Source organism: Streptomyces sp. NPDC058470 (genome assembly GCF_042721055.1).
Classification (GTDB): Bacteria; Actinomycetota; Actinomycetes; order Streptomycetales; family Streptomycetaceae; genus Streptomyces.
Genome location: NZ_JBHXMF010000019.1, coordinates 20942 through 39116 on the forward strand (window position 1 = coordinate 20942; position 18175 = coordinate 39116).

An 18175-nucleotide genomic window follows, 5' to 3' on the forward strand; every position below is an offset into this window, starting at 1 on the left:
GCCCGGCAACTCAGCGGCACATCACCAGCGCGTCCAATGCCACCGCCCCCTGCCCCCGAGGCAGCACCATCAGCGGATTGATGTCCAGCTCCGCGATGTCGTCACCGAGTTCGAGTGCCATGCGCTGGACGCGGACGACGACCTCCACCAGCGCGTCGATGTCGACGGGCGGAGCCCCGCGGACCCCGTCGAGAAGCGCCCGCCCCCGCAGCTCGGCGAGCATGCTGCGGGCCTGGTCCTCGCCGAAGGGCGGCACGCGGACGGCCGCGTCGTGGAGCACCTCGACGAGGACGCCGCCGAGGCCGACGGTCACGGTCGGTCCGAAGAGCTCGTCGTGCGTGACACCGACGACCATCTCGACACCCCGTTCGACCATCTGGCACACGAGCACCCCGTCGAGCGAGATCCCCTCGTAGCGCGCGATGTCGGTCAGCTCGCGATAGGCGTCGCGGACCTGGCTGGCGGAGGTCAGGGGAAGCTTCACCAGGCCGAGTTCCGTCTTGTGGGCGATCTGCGCGCCGGAGGCCTTCATCACGAGGGGATAGCCGATCAGGCTCGCCGCCCGCACGGCCGCCGCCGCGCTGGTCACCAACTGCTCGCGGGGCACGCGGATGCCGTACGTGCGCAGCAAGCTCTTCGCCGCGTGCTCGCTCAGCTGCTGCCCGGGCCGCATCAGGGCCTGCGCCTTGCGGAAGGAGGGCGACGGCGTGCGGGGTGCTTCGTCGAAGGGGGAGCGGTAGGCGGCGGCGAAGCGGTGGTGGTCCAGATAGGCGCGTACGGCGGTGATGCAGTTGGCGAAGGTACGGAAGGTGGCGACCCGGGACGACCCGAGCAGCGTCTCGCGGTACGCGGCCTCCGTGCCGACCGGCGACCCCCACACCACGCACACCAGCTTGTCCGTCTGCTCCGCCGCGTCCACCAGATCCTGCGCCAGCCTGTCGCTCATCGGCGGGAAGGGCCCGGTGATGGGGCAGATCAGCACGCCGACGGAGGGGTCGGCGAGGATCGCGTCGATGATCTTGCGGCCGCGCCAGTCGCCCACCGGGTGGCCGCCGTTGTCGACGGGGTTGGCGACGTTCAGGTAGTCGGGTATCCACTCGTGCAGCTCGGCCTGCTTGTCGGGCGGCAGCGTGGGCAGGGACAGTCCGGCCTCGCTCGCCAGGTCCGCGAAGTGCGCGCCCGTGCCGCCCGAGATCGAATAGACGGCGACCCCGTCGGCCTGCGGGGCGCGGGCGCGGGCCAACAGGGCCGCGGTGTCCTGGAGTTCGTCGAGTCCGTCGACGCGGATCACGCCGTACTGCCGCATCGCCGCGTCCACCACCGTGTCGGCGCCGGTCAGCTTTCCGGTGTGTGAGGCGGCCGTGCGGGCGCCGGTCTCGGTGCGGCCGACCTTGACCGCGACGACGGGTACCCCGCGCCGGGCGGCGCGGTCGGCGGCGAGCAGAAAGGAGCGGCCGTCCTTGAGTCCCTCGACATAGCAGGCGATGGCACCGACCTCGGGCCGCTCGGAGAAGTAGGAGATGAAGTCGGCGGTCTCCAGGTCGGCTTCGTTGCCGGTGGGTGCCCAGTGGGAGAGCCGCACACCCAGTTCCTGCATCGCGAACACCGGCCGTCCCTGGTGCCCGGACTGCGTGATGAGCGCGATCGCGGGACCGTCGAGGTCGTCGCGGAACTTCTCGAAGGCGTTGAGGTTGGTGTTGGGCCCGAGCATCCGCAGCCCCGAGCCGGCGACGGCGGTGGCGAGCCGGGCCTGTGCGAGGGCTCCCTCGGCTCCGGTCTCGGCGAAACCGGAGGCGAAGGCCACCGCGAACTTCACCTTGGCCTCGGCCAGTTTCTCGATCACGGGAAGGGGGTCGCCGACCAGCAGCACGGCCAGGTCGACCTGTTCGGGCAGATCCGAGACGGAAGGGAAGCACGGTATGCCGAAGACGGAGTGACGGGTGGGGTGCACCGGGTGCAGCCGCGCGCCGACTCGCTCGGTCCAGGCGATCAGCTGTCGCGTGATGCCGGTGTTCGGCCGCCCCTCGGCGTCCGAGGCGCCGATCACGGCCACGGACTCGGGACGGAAGAAACGGTCCAGATCGGGTACGCCCGCGTACAGGGGCCGGCCGCTGACGTCCAGGTCGTGGACCTCGGCCGGCCGGCCGTGCACGACGGGTGAGGGTTGCTCGCCGCAGGCGATGACCCGGGCCCGGCGGGAGTCGGTGGTGAGGGTGCCGTGGGTTGATCCAAGCATCGGTCCGCCCGCTCCTGTGTGACAGCCAATTAACTGACGCATAGTCAGATTACTTAACTGACGCCGTGTCAGGAACCGTTGTGCACGCAAAGACACGCGGCGAGCACCAGGTTGGTACCCGCCGCGCGGCGGAGAGGAACCCCTGAGGGCTCGTACGGGAGGGGCCGGGCAGGGGCCGGGCAGGGACCGGGCAGGGACCGGATGGAGGGTAGTTAGGGACCGGGTACGGGGTGGCGGGGTCCGCGGTCAGCGTGTGGCCGAGGACGGTTTCCGCGTCGCGGAGTGGCGGGCGACCGCCTTTGCGATCTTCTCGGCGTCGAGGGCGAGTTCGCGGAACATGCCGGAGATGGGGTTGGTGAAGCCGCTGAAGTAGAGGCCGGGGGCGTTCCTCGGGGTGCGGGCGCCGTGCACGACCGGGCGGCCGCGCGTGTCCAGTACGTCGAGGTGGCCGACGAGACCCTCCAGGGCGCGGACGTAACCGGTCGCGGCGATCACGACGTCCGGGCCGATCCGGTTCCCGTCGGCGAGGGCGACCTTGCCGTCCTCGAAACCGTCCACCGCGGCCACGATCTCGACCCGGCCCTTGCGGACGGCGTCGATGAGACCCACGTCCTGGACGGGGATGGAGCCTTCGTTGACGCGTGAGTAGAGGCCGGTGTCGGGGCGGGGCAGTCCCTGGGCGGAGAGGTCGGGGACGCTCAGCCTGGCCATCGGCCCGGCGAGGCGGTCGACGAGGCCGACCGGCAGCCGCCGTACGACGATGCCCGTGAACTGGGCGGCCCACCCGGCCGTGGAGCGGCGCACGATGTGCGGGGCGGTCCGGACGGAGAGACGGACGCGCGAGGCGCCGCCCTCGATGAGGTCCACGGCGATCTCGGCGCCCGTGTTGCCGACGCCGACGACGAGGACGTCGCGGCCGGTGTAGGGGGCGGGGTTGCGGTAGTCGCCGGCGTGCAGGAGTTCGCCGGTGTAGCTGTCGCGGCCGGGCCAGTCGGGGATGTGGGGCGTGTGGTTGTAGCCGGTGGCGATGACCACCGCGCTGCCGGTCAACTCCCGCCCGCCGGTGGCGTGCAGCAGCCAGCCGTCGCCGCCCGGGGCGGGTTCGGCGCGCGAGACCTCGACGCCCGTCACGATCTCCAGCTGGTGGTGTTCGGCGTACTTCTCCAGGTAGCGCACCACGTTGTCTCGTGACACCCAGCGTCCGAAGGCGCGCGGCATGGGCAGACCCGGGAGCGACGACAGCCGCCGTGTGGTGTGCAGGTGCAGTCGGTCGTAGTGGCGCCGCCAGGACGCTCCGACGTGCTCGGACTTCTCCAGCACGACGGCACGTACGCCCTGCGCGCGCAGCGCGTGGGCCGCGGCGAGCCCGCCGGGGCCGCCGCCGATCACGTACACGGGGCGGTCTTCGTGGGACGGCACCGGGTGCGGCGTCGAGGAAGCAGAGGAGTCGGCCATGTCCGCGAGCGTAATCACGTAGTTACTTGTTAGGTCTCGGTCAAGCCCCGGAATCGGTTGCGAACTGATCACGACTGCAGGAGGGGTGGGTGGGGCTGGTGGCGTAGGTCACTTGGTTGTGCTGGGGGTGTGGAGGGGGTGGTTGTGCTGGGGTCGGCGAAGGGGCTGGTGCCGGGCTGCTCGGGGAGGCGCCGCGCCGGGCTGCTGGGGGGAGGGGTCGCGCCGGGGCTGTACGCCTCTTGCGTGTGCGGTCCCGTGCGGTGAAACTGACGTACCGTCAGAAACCGAGGGAGTGGGGTCGCCCATGGACACGATCTGGCTCAGCGGGGCGGAATGGCTGGCCGTGCTCCGTATCGGGCTCGGGCTGTGGTGGCTGGAGAGCTGGCGGCACAAGGACAAGAAGGCGTGGTTCGAGCGGGGGAGCGGGATCGCGTGGGCGGCGGACATCGCGGCGAAGCACCGGTGGAACGCGGTCCGGAGCGGCTTCGACACGGTCGTCGCGCCGCGCCCGCGGACGATGGCGTACGTGGTCGCGTACGCGGAACTCGCGCTGGGCCTCGGGCTGATCCTCGGCTTCCTGACGCCGATCGCCCTGGTCGGAGGCCTTCTCCTCAACCTCCTCTACCTCGTCCTCATGATCCACGACTGGGCCGAGCAGGGCCAGAACTCGATGATGGCGCTGATCTCGGTCGTCGGGCTGTTCGGAATGTCGTGGCAGACGTGGTCGCTGGACGAGGCGATCGGGCTGTTCTCCTGAGCGCCGGCCTCGTGAGTGAGGGGCGGTTCTCGTGAGTGGCGCGCGCTTCGATCTGCCCGAGGTGGATGCCTTCACCCGGCCGTACTGGGACGCGGCGGCGGAGGGGCGGCTGCTGGTGCGTCGCTGCGCGGGATGCGGACGGGCCCATCACTACCCCCGGGAGTTCTGCCCGCACTGCTGGAGCGAGGACGTGCGGTGGGAGCCGGCGAGCGGGCACGCCACGCTCTACACCTGGTCCGTCGTCCACCGCAACGACCTCCCGCCGTTCGGCGAGCGCGTCCCGTACGTCGCCGCCGTCGTCGACCTCGCGGAGGGGCCGCGGATGATGACCGAGGTCGTGGAGTGCGCGGAGGGGGCACTGCGGGTCGGGATGGGGTTGGGGGTGACATTCCGGGGGGTGGGGGACGTGTGGGTGCCGGTGTTCCGGCCCTGGGGGTGAGGCGTGCGGGCGTGCGGTCCTGGGGGTGAGGCGTGCGGGCGTGCGGTCCTGGGGGTGAGGCGTGCGGGCATACGGACATACGGGCGTGCGGGCGGCCGGGGTGTGCGAGGTGGGCCCCGGGTGGGAGTCGTACGCGCCGAGGAGTTTCAATGGGTGGATGGCCGACGTCCATGAGCAGTACGCCATCCAACCCTTCCCCGAGCGGCGCGGGCACGGTCTGCGGCTGCGCCCCTGGAACGCCGAGTCCGACGTCGATGTGTCGGCGTGGCTGCGCGGTCTTTCCGACCCGGAGTTCCAGCGCTGGAACACCCCGCTGAAGATCGTCCGGGACATCGACGGCGCGCGTGAGTCGCTCCGCTCGCGTGCCGAGGCCGCGGTGGACGCGAGCGGTGTCTCCTTCTGCGTCACGGAGGCGGACACCGGAACGGTGCTCGGTCACATCGGCGTCAACGAGATCGACCACGTCATACGCAGCGCCCGCGTCGGCTACTGGGTCCTCCCCGAGGCCCGCGGCCGCCAGATCGCCACCCGCGCCCTGCTCGTCGCCACCCGCTTCGCCTTCACCGACCTCGGCCTGCACCGCCTGGAACTGGGCCACGCCCTGGGTCACGAAGCGTCCTGCCACATCGCCGAACGCTGCGGATTCCCCTACGAGGGGACACTGCGGGGAGCGATGTTCGAGGCGGGGCGACACGACGCCTTCCGTGATGTGCATCTGCACGGGCGGGTCGCGACGGATCCGGAGCCCGCTGCTCCGCCGTCACCGCAGAGGTGAGTCGGGCCGTGCCTGCCTCCGGTGTTGGTGAGGTGCCGCTCTTCGCCGTCCTTGCCAATTCGGCCGGCAACAGCCTGTACCAGCGCATCGGTTACCGGCCGGTGGGCGACTTCGCGATGTACGACTTCACCGCGTCCGGCATCAGGGCCACAACAGTTCCTTGAGCCAGCCGGAGTCTGTGCGGCGGTAGTTGAGGCGTACGTGGCGTCTTTGGGCGTCGCCCTGGAAGAACTCTGCCTCGTTCGGGTGGAGGTGGTAGAGGGTCCAGGTGGGGACCGGGGTGGTGGGCTCGTGGTGGGCCTGTGACCAGGCTGCGTCGGATGCCTGCTCCAACTCCTTGTGTGAGGGCAGGACTTCGCTCTGGTGGCCGACGAGGGCGGCGGCTAGCGCGCCGGTGGAGCGGGCGTGCAGGTCCGCCTGGCTCGCCTCGGGTGGGGCGACGGTGACGGGGCCGCGGAGGCGGATCTGGCGGCCCTGCGCGGGCCAGTAGAAGCCGAGGGCGGCGTACGGGCGGGCGGCCAGTTGCCGGCCCTTGCGGCTTGTCGCGTGCGACGCGAAGGACCAGCCCTCCGCGTCCGCCCCGTGCAGCATCACCGTACGGACGTCCGGCAGCCCGTCTTCGTCCACCGTGGCGAGGGACATGGTGTGCGGCTCGGTCTGCCCCGCGGCCACCGCCTCCGCGAGCCACCGCCAGAACAGCGGCAGTGGCTCGGCGGGCGTCTCCCCCGGATCGAAGGAGGGCAGCTCGGTGTCCCAGACCCGTTGGGACCGGAGGAGATGGACGAACTCGGCGGACGGGTCGGCATGGTCGGCACTCATGCCCTGATTGTCACGTGAGATCCACGTACCCCGCTCACACCGAGCCGAGGTCGGACGAGACCCAGTGTTCGGGTTGCATGCGGACGATCACGTTGGCGCCGTGTTCCTTCCAGGCGAAGTCGACGTAGGCGTCGACCTTGTCCGCCGGGAGGTAGCGGGCCGAGATCTCATGGAGCTGTTCGCGGGTGGCGGGAGTGGTGTCGAGCACCGGCCCCTCGACCGACACGTACCGGATGGTGGGTTCGAGCCGGTCGACCAGCAGTGTGAACCGGCCCGCGGCCTTGATCAGCTCGTTCTTGCGGGAGGCGAGCCCAGTCATGATCCACACAACGCCGCCGGGCTCGTACTGGTACCAGATCGGCACCGTGAGCGGTGCCCTTCCCGCCCCCGCGTCGACTGCGATCGCGGCGACGTGCGGCTCGGCGAGAAAGGCTTCGCGCTCTTCGCGGGTCAGGGCCATGTCGGTCTCCTCCATGCTGCGGGCAGGCTGCGAACGGTGGATGTCTGCGTCAGCGTGCCCGGTACCGCTCCGTATTCCGGGGGACCGACACACCCGTGGGCACCCGGCCCGTGGTGGGGCTAGCCGTACCCCCGGTCGGGTAGTGCACCTCCTCGTGCTGAGGCGCCCGGGACGACATCGTTGAACCCAGTTGATCGCAGGGGTTCACGGCCCCTGATCCCAGAGGTTCACGGCCCCGCCCGGAAGGAAACCCCTCCCATGAATTCGCTGCTGTTGTCGAAGCCGGAGACGGCGTTCGCGGCGCGGGGTTCCGAGCCGACGGTGCCCGGCATGGACGGCGTACGCCGGATCCGGGTCACCCCGGTCACTCCGGTGCCTCTGGCCGCCCCGGTGACCCCGGCGACCCCCGGCCCGCTCGCCTCCTTCGCCCGGTTCGTGCTGTGCGGCGGCGGTGTCGGGCTGCTCTCCAGTGCAGCCGTGGCGCTGCTCGCCGGGGCACTGCCCTGGGTCGTGGCGAACGCGCTGGTCACCGTCGCCTCCACCCTCCTCTGCACGGAGTTGCACGCACGCTTCACCTTCGGGTCCGGGCGGCGTGCCGGATGGCGCCGGCACTGGCAGTCGGCGGGATCGGCCGTGGGGGCCTACGCGGTGACCTCCGCCGCGATGCTCGTACTGCACCTGATGCAGTCGTCGCCCGGCATGCTGACGGAGCAGATCGTCTACCTCAGCGCCTCCGGGCTCGCCGGAGTCGGACGTTTCCTGGTGCTGCGGCTGTTCGTCTTCGCCGCCGGTAGCGGTAGCGGTAGTGGTAGTGGTGAGAGTGGCCGGAACCGGATATCGGTGTCGGCGACGGTGTCGCGGTCGGTCCCGGCGCCGCGCAGGGCGACCGAGCAGCGGATCGGCGCCCGCCGGTCGGGGCCGAACCTGCTGTCCCTCTCGGCGAGTTGAGGCCGCGGGTCGGTCGCCGACTCACCCCCTCCCCAGCACCACCGTCCCCGAAGAGCAGAACCACCCGCCCGTCCCCGAGGCGACCGCCAGCTCCGGCAGGTGCCCGCCGGCCTTTCTCACCTGGCGTTCCCCGGCCTCGCCGCGCAACTGCCGTACGGCCTCCACCAGCAGGAACAGCCCCCGCATCCCGGGGTGTTGGGCCGACAGTCCACCGCCGTCCGTGTTGACGGGCAGTTCCCCGCCCACCAGCAGCCGGCCCTTCGCGGCGTCCACGAAGGAACCCCCCTCCCCCTTCGCGCAGAAGCCGAGGTCCTCCAGCGTCACGAGCGTCATGTAGGTGAAGGCGTCGTAGATCTCGGCCAGGTCGATCTCGTCCGGGCGGACCCCGGCGCGGGAGAAGGCGAGGCGACCGCTCACCGCCGCCGGGGAGACGGTGAAGTCCGCCCACTCGGACATGGTGGTGTGCGAGACGTGCTCGCCGGTGCCGAGGACCCAGACAGGAGCGGTACGGCAGTCCCGTACGTACTCCTCGGCCGCCAGCAGGACCGCCGCGCCGCCGTCGGAGCGGATGCAGCAGTGCAGCTTGGTGAAGGGGTCCGCGATCATCGGGCCCGACAGGACGTCGTCGACGGTGATCGGGTCGCGGAACATCGCCTCCGGGTTCGCCGCCGCGTTCGCGCGGGCCTGGACGGCGACCGAGGCGAGCTGTTCCAGGGTCGTGCCGTACTCGTGCATGTGGCGGCGGGCGGCCATCGCGTACTTGGCGATGAGGGTGTGGCCGTACGGGACCTCGAACTGGAGGGGGCCCCGGGCGCCGAAGGACAGGTTGCCGGTGCGGCGGCCCGCCTTGATGTCGGCGCGGGCGGTGGAACCGTAGACCAGCAGGACGGCGTTCGCGTGGCCGGCCGCGATCGCGTCGGCGGCGTGGGCCGCCATGACCTCCCAGGTGGAGCCGCCGACGGAGGTCGAGTCGACCCAACTGGGCCGCAGCCCCAGGTACTCGGCCACCTCGACGGGCGCCAGCGTGCCGAGGCCCGCCGACGCGAAACCGTCGACCACCTCACGTCCGAGCCCCGAGTCGGCCAGCGCGCGGCGGGCGGCCTGGGCGTGCAGGGCGTACGGGGTCGCCTCGTCGACGCGGCCGCAGTCGGAGAGGGATACGCCGACGACGGCGACCTTGCGCCTACCGGAAGCCCTGGCCTCGGGGGGAGTTCCTGGCGTCATGAATCTGACGGTACATCAGGTGGTGGTGGGTAGGGGAGGGTGTCACGGGCCTGTGCGCTCCGGCGTTGCGGGGGCGTGCGTTCATGTGGTGCAGGCCTGTGTGTTTCCACACCGCGGGCCTTGCGTTCCATGGTGCGTGGCCGTGCATGCGCGTGCTGCAGGCCTGTGTATTCACGTGGTGCAGGCCTGTGCATTCCTCTGGCGCAGGCCTAATATGACGGTCCGTCAGATCTGGGGAGGAGTCCGCCATGGACGCCCGTTTCACCGCCGAGCAGGAGGAGATCCGGCGCACGCTGAGGGAGTTGCTGGTCAAGCGGTGCGGGCCGGAGGAGGTGCGGGCCGCCGTGCGGAGCCCCGACGGATACGACCCCGCGCTCTGGGACGCGCTCGCGCAACAGCTCGGGCTGCCCGGTCTCGCCCTTCCCGAGGCGTACGGCGGCGTCGGCTGCTCCGTCACCGAACTCGCCCTCGCCTGCGAGGAGTCGGGTCGCGCGCTCGCCCCCTCCCCCCTCCTGTCCACGGCCGTCCTCGCGGCCCCGCTGATCCTGGCCCTGGGCACCGAGGCCCAACGCGCTGAACTGCTGCCGTGCCTTGCCTCCGGCGAGCTGACCGCCGCCCTCGCGGTGCCGGGCGCGCGGCTCGCGACCGTGCTCGGGCTGGTGGGTGACAACCGCGGGGACTGGGCGGGCGGCGGCCGCGCCGGTGGCATACAGGCTCGGCAGGCCGATGGTGTGTGGCGGCTCTATGGGCAGGCGGCACAGGTGCTCGACGGACATAGCGCGGGGCTGCTTGTGGTGGCTGCGCACACAGGGGGCTTCGTACGGGCCCGGACGCTGCTGTTCCTCGTACGGGCGGGGGAGACCCGAGTGGGGGACGGGGATGTCGACGGGCTCGTGCGGGTCCGGCAGACGTCCCTCGACGGGACGCGACCCCAGGCCCGGATCGAACTCCGGGATGTGGAAGCCGAGTTGCTCGGGGACGAGGGCGCAGATGTGACCGGAGCGCTCGCCGCTGTCGGGGACGTGGCCGCCGCCGTACTCGCCGCCGAGGCCGTGGGTGCCGCCGACCGGGCGCTGGAGCGGACGGTCGAGTACGTGCGGCAGCGGGAGCAGTTCGGGCGGGCGATCGGGTCGTTCCAGGCGGTGAAGCACCGGCTGGCGGATGTGTACGTGGGCGTGCAGGCGGCACGGTCGGCGGCGTATTACGCGGCTTGGGCGGTCGGTGCCGGTGCCGGTGCCGGTGCCGATGGAGAGCGGGTGGGCGGGCTGGCGCTCGCTCAGGCGCTGGAGGCGCTGCGGGTCGCCGCGTCCGAGGGGATCCAGCTGCACGGCGGTATCGGGTTCACCTGGGAGCACGAGGCCCATCTGTACTTCAAGCGGTCGGCCGGTGACGAGCTGCTCTTCGGGCCGGTGCATCGGCTACGGGGGTACGCCGCCGATATGGCGCACTTGTTCGATAGTGGGAGTGGTAGCAGTGGCAGTAATAGCAGCAGCAGCAGTAGCAGTCGTGGAGAGGTGGCTGTGTGATGCCCAAGGTGACGGCCAGGGCCGGCGGCCGGGTTCCGGGGGCCCGGCTGGTGCAGAAGGTCTCCTCGACCCGGACGTTCGCGCGGGTCGCCCCGCATGTCGTTCCCGCGCTGGACCGCGCGGTGCACCGGCTGACGCGCGGCAAGGTGCTGCTCAGTGCGCAGATGCTGCCGGGGGTCATCCTCACCGTGCGTGGCGCCAGGAGTGGGGTGGAGCGCCGTACGCCGTTGGCCTGTATGCCCGAGCCTGCGGCAGCAGGTGCCACAGGTGCCGCCGTTCCGGGGAGCTGGATCCTCATCGGCTCCAACTTCGGCCGCCCGGATCACCCTGCCTGGACCGCCAACCTCCTCGCGCATCCGGACGCCGGGATCAGCTGGAAGGGCGAGGACATCGCCGTAACCGCTCATCTCCTGGAAGGGGACGAGAGGGCCGCGGCCTGGAAAGCGGTGGTGGCGTTCTGGCCGCCGTACGTCACTTATCAGGAGCGGATCGACCGGGAGATCCGGTTGTTCCGGATCGCACGGCGCTGAGCCCGTCAGCCGCAGTGGTGGGCCCGGGCCGGCCCGGGCCTGTGCCGCGCGCACAGCGCAGCAGGCGGCAGTCCACATGGATGGATGGACTGCCGCCCGCATGACAGGAGTTGGACTACTGGACGGGAAGGGATAGCGACGGGACGAGAAGCGACCGGAAGGGTGGCTACTTCGTGGGCTTCTTCCCCGTCACGCCCAGGTGCACCAACAGCGCCAGATTAGGCTTGAGTTCAGCCTGCTTGACGCCCCACGACTGGAATCCCCTCTGGTGCGAGGCCACCGCCGCGAGCATGGCGACGAGGGAACCGGCCATCGCCGCCGGGTTCACGTCCTTGTCGACCTTGCCCTTGGACTGGAGCTCGGTGACCGTGTCCGTAAGGGAGTTGTTCACGGAGTTGAGGATCTTCATTCGGATCTTGTAGAACCGTTTGTCGCCCTCGGCGGCACCCAGATCGACGACCCTGAGGATCGCGTCGTTGCGCCGCCAGAACTCCAGGAATCCGTCGACGAGTTCCTGCGAGGTCTGCCAGCCGGCCTTGCCGACCCAGGAACGCCCGTCGAGCAGCTGGGTCAACCCGGCGCCCTCCGTGGCCATTTGCTCGGCGATCTCCAGGACGGCGCCTTCGACGTCCGGGAAGTACTGGTAGAAGGTCGCGGGTGAAGTGCCCGCCTTCCGGGCGACATCAATGACTTTGACGTCCCGGTAAGGGGAGGAGCTGAGCATCTCGCTGAGGCAGTCGAGCAGCTTCTGCCGGGTCGCCTGCCCACGCCGCCCGGCCACTCGGCCGTCGACGGTACGCACTTGTCCTGTCATGCCGTCAGCTTACCGAGGGGTGATCGGAGCGCGATTCGGCCGACTGCAAATGGGGTGCGGGTGCTCACCACAGGGGTGTGTGTGCCTGTTCACACAGGGTGTGGGTGCCTGTTCGCGCGGGGGTGCGGGTGCCCGTGCACAAAGGGATGCGCATGCTCTGCGGGATGCGTGAAGGCCCGTTAGCTTGGCCGCATGGCCGAATCCGCCCCTTTGCCCGCGGGCACCGCCGCCTTCCCTGAAGGCGTCCCCTGCTGGATCGACGTACAGCTCGCCGATGTCGCGGCGGGCAGGCGCTTCTACGGCGAGCTCTTCGGGTGGACCTTCGAGGAGGGGCACCACCCGGACGAACCCGGGGCTCCGGCACGAGGGGCTGTGCGGGCGCACCACCACGGCGAGCCCGTCGCCGCCCTCGTGCCCAAGCGGGACGGCCGGATGCCCACCGTATGGACGGTGTACTTCGCGACGCCGGACGTCACCGTGCTCGCCGACCGGATCGAGGCGGAGGGCGGCCGGCTGATCACCGCGCCGACGCCGGTGGGCGACTTCGGTACGCGGGCCCTCGCGGCCGACCCGGAGGGCGCCGTCTTCGGCCTCTGGCAGGCCGGCGCCCACCCCGGATTCGGCAGGCGCTACGAGCCGGGCACCTTCTGCTGGGCCGAGCTGTACGCCCGGGACATGGCGACGGTCGACCAGTTCTACGGCACCGTCTTCCTGGACGCCCTCTTCGGCCCCGACGCCTCCCCCGACTTCGGCCGGGCCCCCGTGTCCGACGTCTTCCCGTCCGAGATGCCGCCCCACTTCCTGGTGCACTTCGGCGTCGAGGACTGTGAGGCCGTGATCGGGACGGTGAACCGGCTCGGCGGACGCGTCCAGGCGGCCCCCTTCGACACGTCGTACGGGCGGGTGGCGGTGGTCACGGACAATCAGGGCGCGTCGTTCGCCGTGCTTCAGCGGTCTTAGCCGGTCTTGGCCGCAGGACCGCAGTGGTCTCAGCGGTAGGTGCCGCGGCAGAGTTGTAATAGACATGGCGTATCGGCCGTAAAAAACCTTGTCCGGCCCGTATACGGGGGTGGTGTCTCGGCCGCGCTCGAAAGTGCGGCCATTTTGCCCCAGGACACCCCGTTCCGCCCCCGGGTTCGCAACCATCGGCTCGGACAGGAAGAATCGGGGTGCGTGCCGCCATGGCGGTGCGGTGGTGAGACGCTGCACGGGGCCGCGTTCATACGTGGATGACGTGGCCCGTACGGGGAGGTGGCAGGCAAGTGGTGGATCAGCTGACGCAGCACGATCCGCGTCGGATCGGGCCGTTCGAGGTGCTGGGGCGGCTGGGTGCCGGCGGCATGGGGCTGGTCTATCTCGCGCGCTCGGCTTCCGGCCGGCGCGTGGCAATCAAGACGGTCAGGACGGAGCTCGCCGAGGACCAGTTGTTCCGGGTCCGTTTCTCGCGCGAGGTCGAGGCGGCCCGGGCTGTGTCCGGCTTCTACACGGCGGCCGTGGTCGACGCCGACGCGCGCGCGGCCGTGCCGTGGCTGGCCACCGCCTACGTGCCCGCGCCCTCGCTGGAAGAAATGGTGAATGAGTGCGGGCCGATGCCGGCCCAGGCGGTGCGCTGGCTGGCGGCCGGTGTCGCGGAGGCGCTGCAGTCCATCCACGGCGCGGGCCTCGTCCACCGCGACCTCAAGCCCTCGAACGTCCTCGTCGTCGAGGACGGCCCGCGAGTGATCGACTTCGGTATCGCCTCCGGTGTTTCGAACACCCGTCTGACCATGACGAACGTCGCTGTCGGCACGCCCGCGTACATGTCGCCCGAGCAGGCGAAGGACTCGCGCAGCGTGACCGGCGCGAGTGACGTCTTCTCGCTCGGCTCGATGCTCGTCTTCGCGGCCACCGGCCACGCCCCCTTCCATGGCGCGAACCCCGTCGAGACCGTCTTCATGCTGCTCAGGGAGGGCCCGGACCTCGAAGGCCTGCCCGAGGAACTGCGCCCCCTCATCGAGTCCTGTATGAAGATGGAGGCGGCCGGCCGCCCCAACCCCGCCGACCTCCAGGCCCAGCTGGCACCGCACCTCTACGGCTCCGGATCCGACGACAGCGGTACGGCGTCCGCGTGGCTGCCCGAGCGTGCGGTGACCCTGATCGAGCAGCGCCGAGGGGGCCGCCCGCCCGCGAAGCCCGCGCCGTCGGTGGGCCGCAGCGGCGGCGGGCGGGTACCGCCCCCGCCCGCGCACGCCCCCCTGCCCGTCGGGGCGCCCGACACGGGACCCGTGCGTCTCGCGGGCGGCCAGGTGCCCATCGGCCCAGGTCCGCGCGTCGCCGACGCCCGCGCCGCCGCCGTCAAGGCACCCCCTCCGGAGGCGGGCCTCGCCGCATCCTGGTCCCGGCCGCGCGCCGGCGTGAACGGCGCCGACCCCGCACCCGTCGCCGCGCCCCCCGCGCCGGACTCCCCGGCCGGCTGGCGGCCGTGGCGCTTCCGTATGTCCAACGACGTATGGGGTACGCCCGCGGTCGCCGACGACCTCGTCTACGTCACCTCCTTCGAGGTGCACGCCCTGGACGTCGCGACCGGCCGGCGCCGCTTCAAGACGCGCGACGTGGCCTGGTCCATGTCGGTGGCGGACGGTCGTATCCACGCCTCCGACGGCCCCACGCTCTTCGCGCTGGACGCCCGGGAGGGCGGCGACCTGTGGCGTCTGTCGACGGACGCCTGGGTGTACTCGCTCAAGGCCGACAGGGGCACCGTCGTCACCGGCACGCGCGGCGGCGGCGTACAGGCCTGGGAGGCGGCCAACGGCCACAAGCTGTGGCAGATCTCCGGCGCCCAGACCGACTTCGAGTCCCCGGAGGCCGGGCCCGCCGTCCACGACGGCACCGTGTACGTCTGGCAGGACGCCCGGCTCCGCGCCCTGGAGGCCCGTACCGGCGAGGAGCGCTGGTCCTACCCGATCGGTGACGCGGCCTCCTGCGGCGGAGTGCCGGTACGGATCGTGGCGGCGCCCGACGGGTACGTGTACGTCTCCGCCGGCACCCGCGTCCTTGCCGTCGACGCGGCGAAGGGCCACGTCCGCTGGCACTTCGAGGCCCCGGCGGTCTTCCTCTGCCCGCCGGCCTTCGTGCCGGGTCCCGCCGTCACCGGCGGCGGTGTCTACCTCGCCGACTACCTCGGCACCGTGTACGCCCTCGATGCCGCCGACGGCCGCGACCGCTGGCGCATCGCGACGGAGTCGCGTTCCTCGATCGAACCGGTCCTCGTCGCCGCCGGTCACGTCCACGTCGGAAGCGGCAAGGGCCTCTACACCCTCGACGCCGTCACCGGCACCCCCAAGTGGCGCTTCCAGGCGGGCGGCGACCTGGTCGGCGCCCCTGCCGTCGCCGAGGGCCGTATCCACTTCGGTTCCACCGACCATCTGCTGTACACCCTGAAGGCGGACGACGGTCGGCTGCGCTGGAAGCTCGCCACCGGGGGTGAGATCACCGGTGCCCCGGTGGTCAAGGACGGCGTCGTGTACGCCTGCAGCAAGGACCGGTGCGTGTACGCGCTGGACGCGGAGAAGGGGACGGGGACGGCTCGGACGGTGTGAGGGTTTTGTTCGCCCCGCCGCCTCTTCCCGTCCCATCCTTCCGGGGCTACGCCCCGTTTCAGCCTGTCCGGCGTTTGAGGACGAGGCCGTCCAGGCCGACAGCGGGGGTCTGGGGGCGGCAGCCCCCAGGTACGGGACGGGTAGGGGCGGAGGGGGCGAAAAACACCCCACCGCCGCCCCCTGACGTCAACGGGTCCTGAACGCCGAGCGCCGGGCGCTGAACAGGTCCGCCTGGCGCTCGCTCGGCAGGTTGCCGAGGGAGACGAGATGGGGCGCGTGGGCGAGTGCTTGCGTGCGCGCCGCCTCCTTCGCCGACCACAGCGCACGCACGGTCCCCTGGACGGCCTCGGCCGGATAAGACGCGATGACGGTGGCGCAGGCCACGGCCGCCGCCAACGCGCCGCCGGGCGCGGCGAGTTCGGACACCAGACCCACCTCATACGCCCGCCGTGCCGAAATCCGCTCGGCGTTCCCCATCAACGCCATCCGCGCCACCTCCCCGAACGGCATCCGCTGGGCCATGTAGATGGACTCGTAGGCGCTGACCATCCCGTACGTGGTGTGCGGATCGAAGAAGGTGGCCGTCTCGTCCGCGACGACGAACTCCGATTCCCCCAGCAGGTAGAAGGCACCCCCGCAGGCCATGCCGTTGACGGCCGCGATGACCGGCTTCCACAGGTCGTTCGCCTTCGGCCCGATGGAGAGGAGCGGATCGTCCACCATGTAGGGGGAGTTGGGCTGCGGAACGTCGATGCCCCGGTCGATCCCCGTACAGAAGGCCCGCTCGCCCGCCCCGGTGACGACGAGGGCCCGTACGGAGTCGTCGTACCGGAACTCCCGCCATGCCGAGGCCAGTTCCGCGGCCGTCTCGACATCGATGGCGTTGAGTTTCTCCGGCCGGTCGAGGGTGAGGACGGCGACCCCGGTGTCCTTGTCGGTGGTGACGCGCAAACCGCTGCTGCCGCTCATGACCGCTCCAGAACCCAGCGGGGCACGGACGTCCCGGCGGCATCGGAACCGGCCTCGGTGAAGACCACCTGTACCCGCGCGCCGATCCGAATCCGTTCCACCGCGACGGAGTTGAGCGGCGCACCCGGCCCGCTCACCAGATTCCCCACGAGCCGGATCCGCGGAGCCTCCGCGAGCTCGACGACGATCGCGTTGTACGGGGCCTGCGCGGCGTACGCAGGAAGGAGCGGTGGATGCGGGACGACGTACGACCAGACGCGCCCCCGGCCGCTCATCCTCCGCCACTCGCTCGCGAAGGAGTGGCAGTGGGGGCAGCAGGGGCGGGGCGGGAAGCGGAGTTCGCCGCAGTCGGCGCAGGCCTGGATCCGGAGTTCGCCGCGGGCGGCGTACTGCCAGAAGGGGGCGCCGTCGTCGTCGGGGACGGGGGAGAGCAGGGCGGCGTGGTCGTCGTCGCTCATGGTCAACTCCTCAGGAGGAGGGCGGAGGTCGGGACGCCTTCGCCGGCCGTGACCAGACAGGTGGCGGCGCCCGGCACCTGGGCGGTACTCGTGCCCCGCAACTGCTTCACCCCTTCGTTGATGAGGTTGAAGCCGTGCACATACGCCTCGGAGAGACCGCCACCCCCGGTGTTCAGAGGCAGCCGTCCGCCGATCTCCAGCGCACCGCCCTCTGTGAACCCCGCGCCCTCGCCCTTCGCGCAGAAGCCGTACCCCTCAAGGGAGAGCGGGATGAGGGGCGTGAACGCGTCGTAGATCTGCGCGACATCCACGTCATCCGGCGTGAAGTCGGCGTGTTTCCAGAGGTGTCGGGCGGCGGTCCAGGCGGGGCCGGTGAGCGGGTCGTCGTTCCAGTAGTTGACCATGCCGTGGTGCTGGGCGGGCAGGCCCTGGGCGGTGGAGTGGACGTACACGGGCCGACGTCGGCAGTCGCGCGCCCGCTCGGCCGATACGACCACGCACGCCAACGCGCCATCCGTCTCAAGGCAGTTGTCGAAGAGGCAGAGGGGCTCGCTGATCCAGCGGGAGGTCATGTACATCTCGCGGGTGAGCGGGCGGTCGTACATGATCGCGGCCGGGTTCTGGTTGGCGCGGTTGCGGCAGGCGAGGGCTACGTTGAAGAGGTGGTCGCGGGTCGCGCCGTACTCGTGCATGTAGCGGCGTGCCAGCATGCCGATCTCGTCGGCGGGTCTGAGCAGCCCGAAGGGGCGTGTCCACTGGGCGGGGATGGGGAGTTGGGCCGTGGTGTTCTTCCAGGGCCGGGGCCCGCTGCCCCGCTTCCGTGATCGCCAGGCCACGCCCACGGTCGCCTGCCCGGTGGCGATGGCGGCGGCGAGATGCGCGACGGTGGCGCACGAACCCCCGCCCCCGTACCCCACCTTGCTGAAGAAGGTGAGGTCACCGAAGCCGACGGCCTTCGCCACCTCCACCTCGTCGGTCTCCTCCATGGTGTAAGAGGCGAGTCCGTCGACCTCGGCGGGCTCGATCCCGGCGTCGTCGAGGGCGGCGAGGACCGCACGGCAGGCCAAGGCCTTCTCGGACTCGGGTAGTTGGCGGGCGAACGCGGTCTGCCCGATCCCGACGATGGCGGTGGCGTCCTTGATCCCCGGCATGGTCCTGGGAGTGGCCCTTTTCGCGGTCCTTGCCAT

General features: G+C 71.1%; 18 protein-coding genes. 9 read left to right on the plus strand and 9 right to left on the minus strand.

Going from position 1 to position 18175, the window contains the following annotated elements; genetic code table 11:
- Positions 1 to 10: 10 nt before the first annotated feature.
- Both ACFWP7_RS16035 and ACFWP7_RS16040 read right to left on the minus strand, forming a co-directional pair.
- Complete coding sequence (locus ACFWP7_RS16035) at positions 11 to 2236, minus strand: acetate--CoA ligase family protein (RefSeq protein ID WP_384381815.1); 2226 nt, start codon at positions 2234 to 2236, stop codon at positions 11 to 13.
- A gap of 246 nt (positions 2237 to 2482) precedes the next feature.
- Positions 2483 to 3691 carry a flavin-containing monooxygenase gene (locus tag ACFWP7_RS16040; protein WP_384381817.1) on the minus strand — a complete coding sequence of 403 codons (1209 nt, stop codon included), beginning with the start codon at positions 3689 to 3691 and terminating at the stop codon, positions 2483 to 2485.
- A 304-nt stretch (positions 3692 to 3995) separates the two neighbouring features.
- Here ACFWP7_RS16040 and ACFWP7_RS16045 point away from each other — a divergent pair, with 304 nt between their 5' ends.
- The 4 genes from ACFWP7_RS16045 (at position 3996) to ACFWP7_RS16060 (ending at position 5826) form a co-directional block, all read left to right on the plus strand.
- Positions 3996 to 4448 carry a DoxX family membrane protein gene (locus ACFWP7_RS16045; RefSeq protein ID WP_384381819.1) on the plus strand — a complete coding sequence of 151 codons (453 nt, stop codon included), beginning with the start codon at positions 3996 to 3998 and terminating at the stop codon, positions 4446 to 4448.
- Positions 4449 to 4479: 31 nt separating this feature from the next.
- A complete protein-coding gene (locus ACFWP7_RS16050; RefSeq protein ID WP_384381821.1) occupies positions 4480 to 4887 on the plus strand; it encodes a Zn-ribbon domain-containing OB-fold protein in 408 nt (135 codons plus the stop codon).
- 157 nt (positions 4888 to 5044) lie between these two features.
- Positions 5045 to 5662, plus strand: a complete 618-nt coding sequence (locus ACFWP7_RS16055) for a GNAT family N-acetyltransferase (protein ID WP_384381823.1) — start codon at positions 5045 to 5047, stop codon at positions 5660 to 5662.
- 8 nt (positions 5663 to 5670) lie between these two features.
- On the plus strand, positions 5671 to 5826 hold the full coding sequence (locus tag ACFWP7_RS16060) for a GNAT family N-acetyltransferase (RefSeq protein ID WP_384381825.1): 156 nt from the start codon (positions 5671 to 5673) through the stop codon (positions 5824 to 5826).
- On the opposite strand, the gene ACFWP7_RS16065 is transcribed toward ACFWP7_RS16060, so the two are convergent.
- Complete coding sequence (locus tag ACFWP7_RS16065; protein ID WP_384381827.1) at positions 5804 to 6481, minus strand: pyridoxal 5'-phosphate synthase; 678 nt, start codon at positions 6479 to 6481, stop codon at positions 5804 to 5806. The two genes, ACFWP7_RS16060 and ACFWP7_RS16065, sit on opposite strands and share 23 nt — an antisense overlap.
- A gap of 34 nt (positions 6482 to 6515) precedes the next feature.
- The gene (locus ACFWP7_RS16070; protein ID WP_384381829.1) at positions 6516 to 6941 is read right to left on the minus strand and encodes a pyridoxamine 5'-phosphate oxidase family protein; all 426 of its coding nucleotides are present in this window, start codon (positions 6939 to 6941) and stop codon (positions 6516 to 6518) included.
- Positions 6942 to 7199: 258 nt separating this feature from the next.
- Here ACFWP7_RS16070 and ACFWP7_RS16075 point away from each other — a divergent pair, with 258 nt between their 5' ends.
- Positions 7200 to 7889, plus strand: a complete 690-nt coding sequence (locus tag ACFWP7_RS16075; protein ID WP_384381831.1) for a GtrA family protein — start codon at positions 7200 to 7202, stop codon at positions 7887 to 7889.
- A 21-nt stretch (positions 7890 to 7910) separates the two neighbouring features.
- On the opposite strand, the gene ACFWP7_RS16080 is transcribed toward ACFWP7_RS16075, so the two are convergent.
- Complete coding sequence (locus ACFWP7_RS16080; protein WP_384381833.1) at positions 7911 to 9113, minus strand: acetyl-CoA acetyltransferase; 1203 nt, start codon at positions 9111 to 9113, stop codon at positions 7911 to 7913.
- 248 nt (positions 9114 to 9361) lie between these two features.
- On the opposite strand from ACFWP7_RS16080, the gene ACFWP7_RS16085 reads away from it, so the two are divergent.
- The gene (locus ACFWP7_RS16085) at positions 9362 to 10639 is read left to right on the plus strand and encodes an acyl-CoA dehydrogenase family protein (protein ID WP_384381835.1); all 1278 of its coding nucleotides are present in this window, start codon (positions 9362 to 9364) and stop codon (positions 10637 to 10639) included.
- Positions 10639 to 11169, plus strand: a complete 531-nt coding sequence (locus ACFWP7_RS16090; RefSeq protein ID WP_384381837.1) for a nitroreductase family deazaflavin-dependent oxidoreductase — start codon at positions 10639 to 10641, stop codon at positions 11167 to 11169. The genes ACFWP7_RS16085 and ACFWP7_RS16090 overlap by 1 nt, the downstream gene beginning before the upstream one ends.
- 166 nt (positions 11170 to 11335) lie before the next feature.
- Here the strand turns inward: ACFWP7_RS16090 and ACFWP7_RS16095 are convergent, their stop codons facing one another.
- On the minus strand, positions 11336 to 11971 hold the full coding sequence (locus tag ACFWP7_RS16095) for a TetR family transcriptional regulator (RefSeq protein WP_384382019.1): 636 nt from the start codon (positions 11969 to 11971) through the stop codon (positions 11336 to 11338).
- Positions 11972 to 12175: 204 nt separating this feature from the next.
- On the opposite strand from ACFWP7_RS16095, the gene ACFWP7_RS16100 reads away from it, so the two are divergent.
- Positions 12176 to 12943, plus strand: coding sequence for a VOC family protein (locus ACFWP7_RS16100; RefSeq protein WP_384381839.1), 768 nt, complete (start codon positions 12176 to 12178; stop codon positions 12941 to 12943).
- Positions 12944 to 13245: 302 nt separating this feature from the next.
- Complete coding sequence (locus tag ACFWP7_RS16105) at positions 13246 to 15561, plus strand: PQQ-binding-like beta-propeller repeat protein (RefSeq protein ID WP_384381841.1); 2316 nt, start codon at positions 13246 to 13248, stop codon at positions 15559 to 15561.
- Between the two features lie 186 nt (positions 15562 to 15747).
- Here the strand turns inward: ACFWP7_RS16105 and ACFWP7_RS16110 are convergent, their stop codons facing one another.
- The 3 genes from ACFWP7_RS16110 to ACFWP7_RS16120 are packed head-to-tail and all read right to left on the minus strand — an operon-like array spanning position 15748 to position 18139.
- Positions 15748 to 16530 (minus strand): enoyl-CoA hydratase/isomerase family protein, encoded by a 783-nt coding sequence (locus tag ACFWP7_RS16110; protein ID WP_384381843.1) that lies wholly within the window; start codon positions 16528 to 16530, stop codon positions 15748 to 15750.
- A complete protein-coding gene (locus tag ACFWP7_RS16115) occupies positions 16527 to 16964 on the minus strand; it encodes a Zn-ribbon domain-containing OB-fold protein (protein ID WP_384382021.1) in 438 nt (145 codons plus the stop codon). The genes ACFWP7_RS16110 and ACFWP7_RS16115 overlap by 4 nt, the downstream gene beginning before the upstream one ends.
- Positions 16965 to 16990: 26 nt before the next feature.
- On the minus strand, positions 16991 to 18139 hold the full coding sequence (locus ACFWP7_RS16120) for a lipid-transfer protein (protein ID WP_384382023.1): 1149 nt from the start codon (positions 18137 to 18139) through the stop codon (positions 16991 to 16993).
- Between the last annotated feature and the right edge of the window lie 36 nt (positions 18140 to 18175).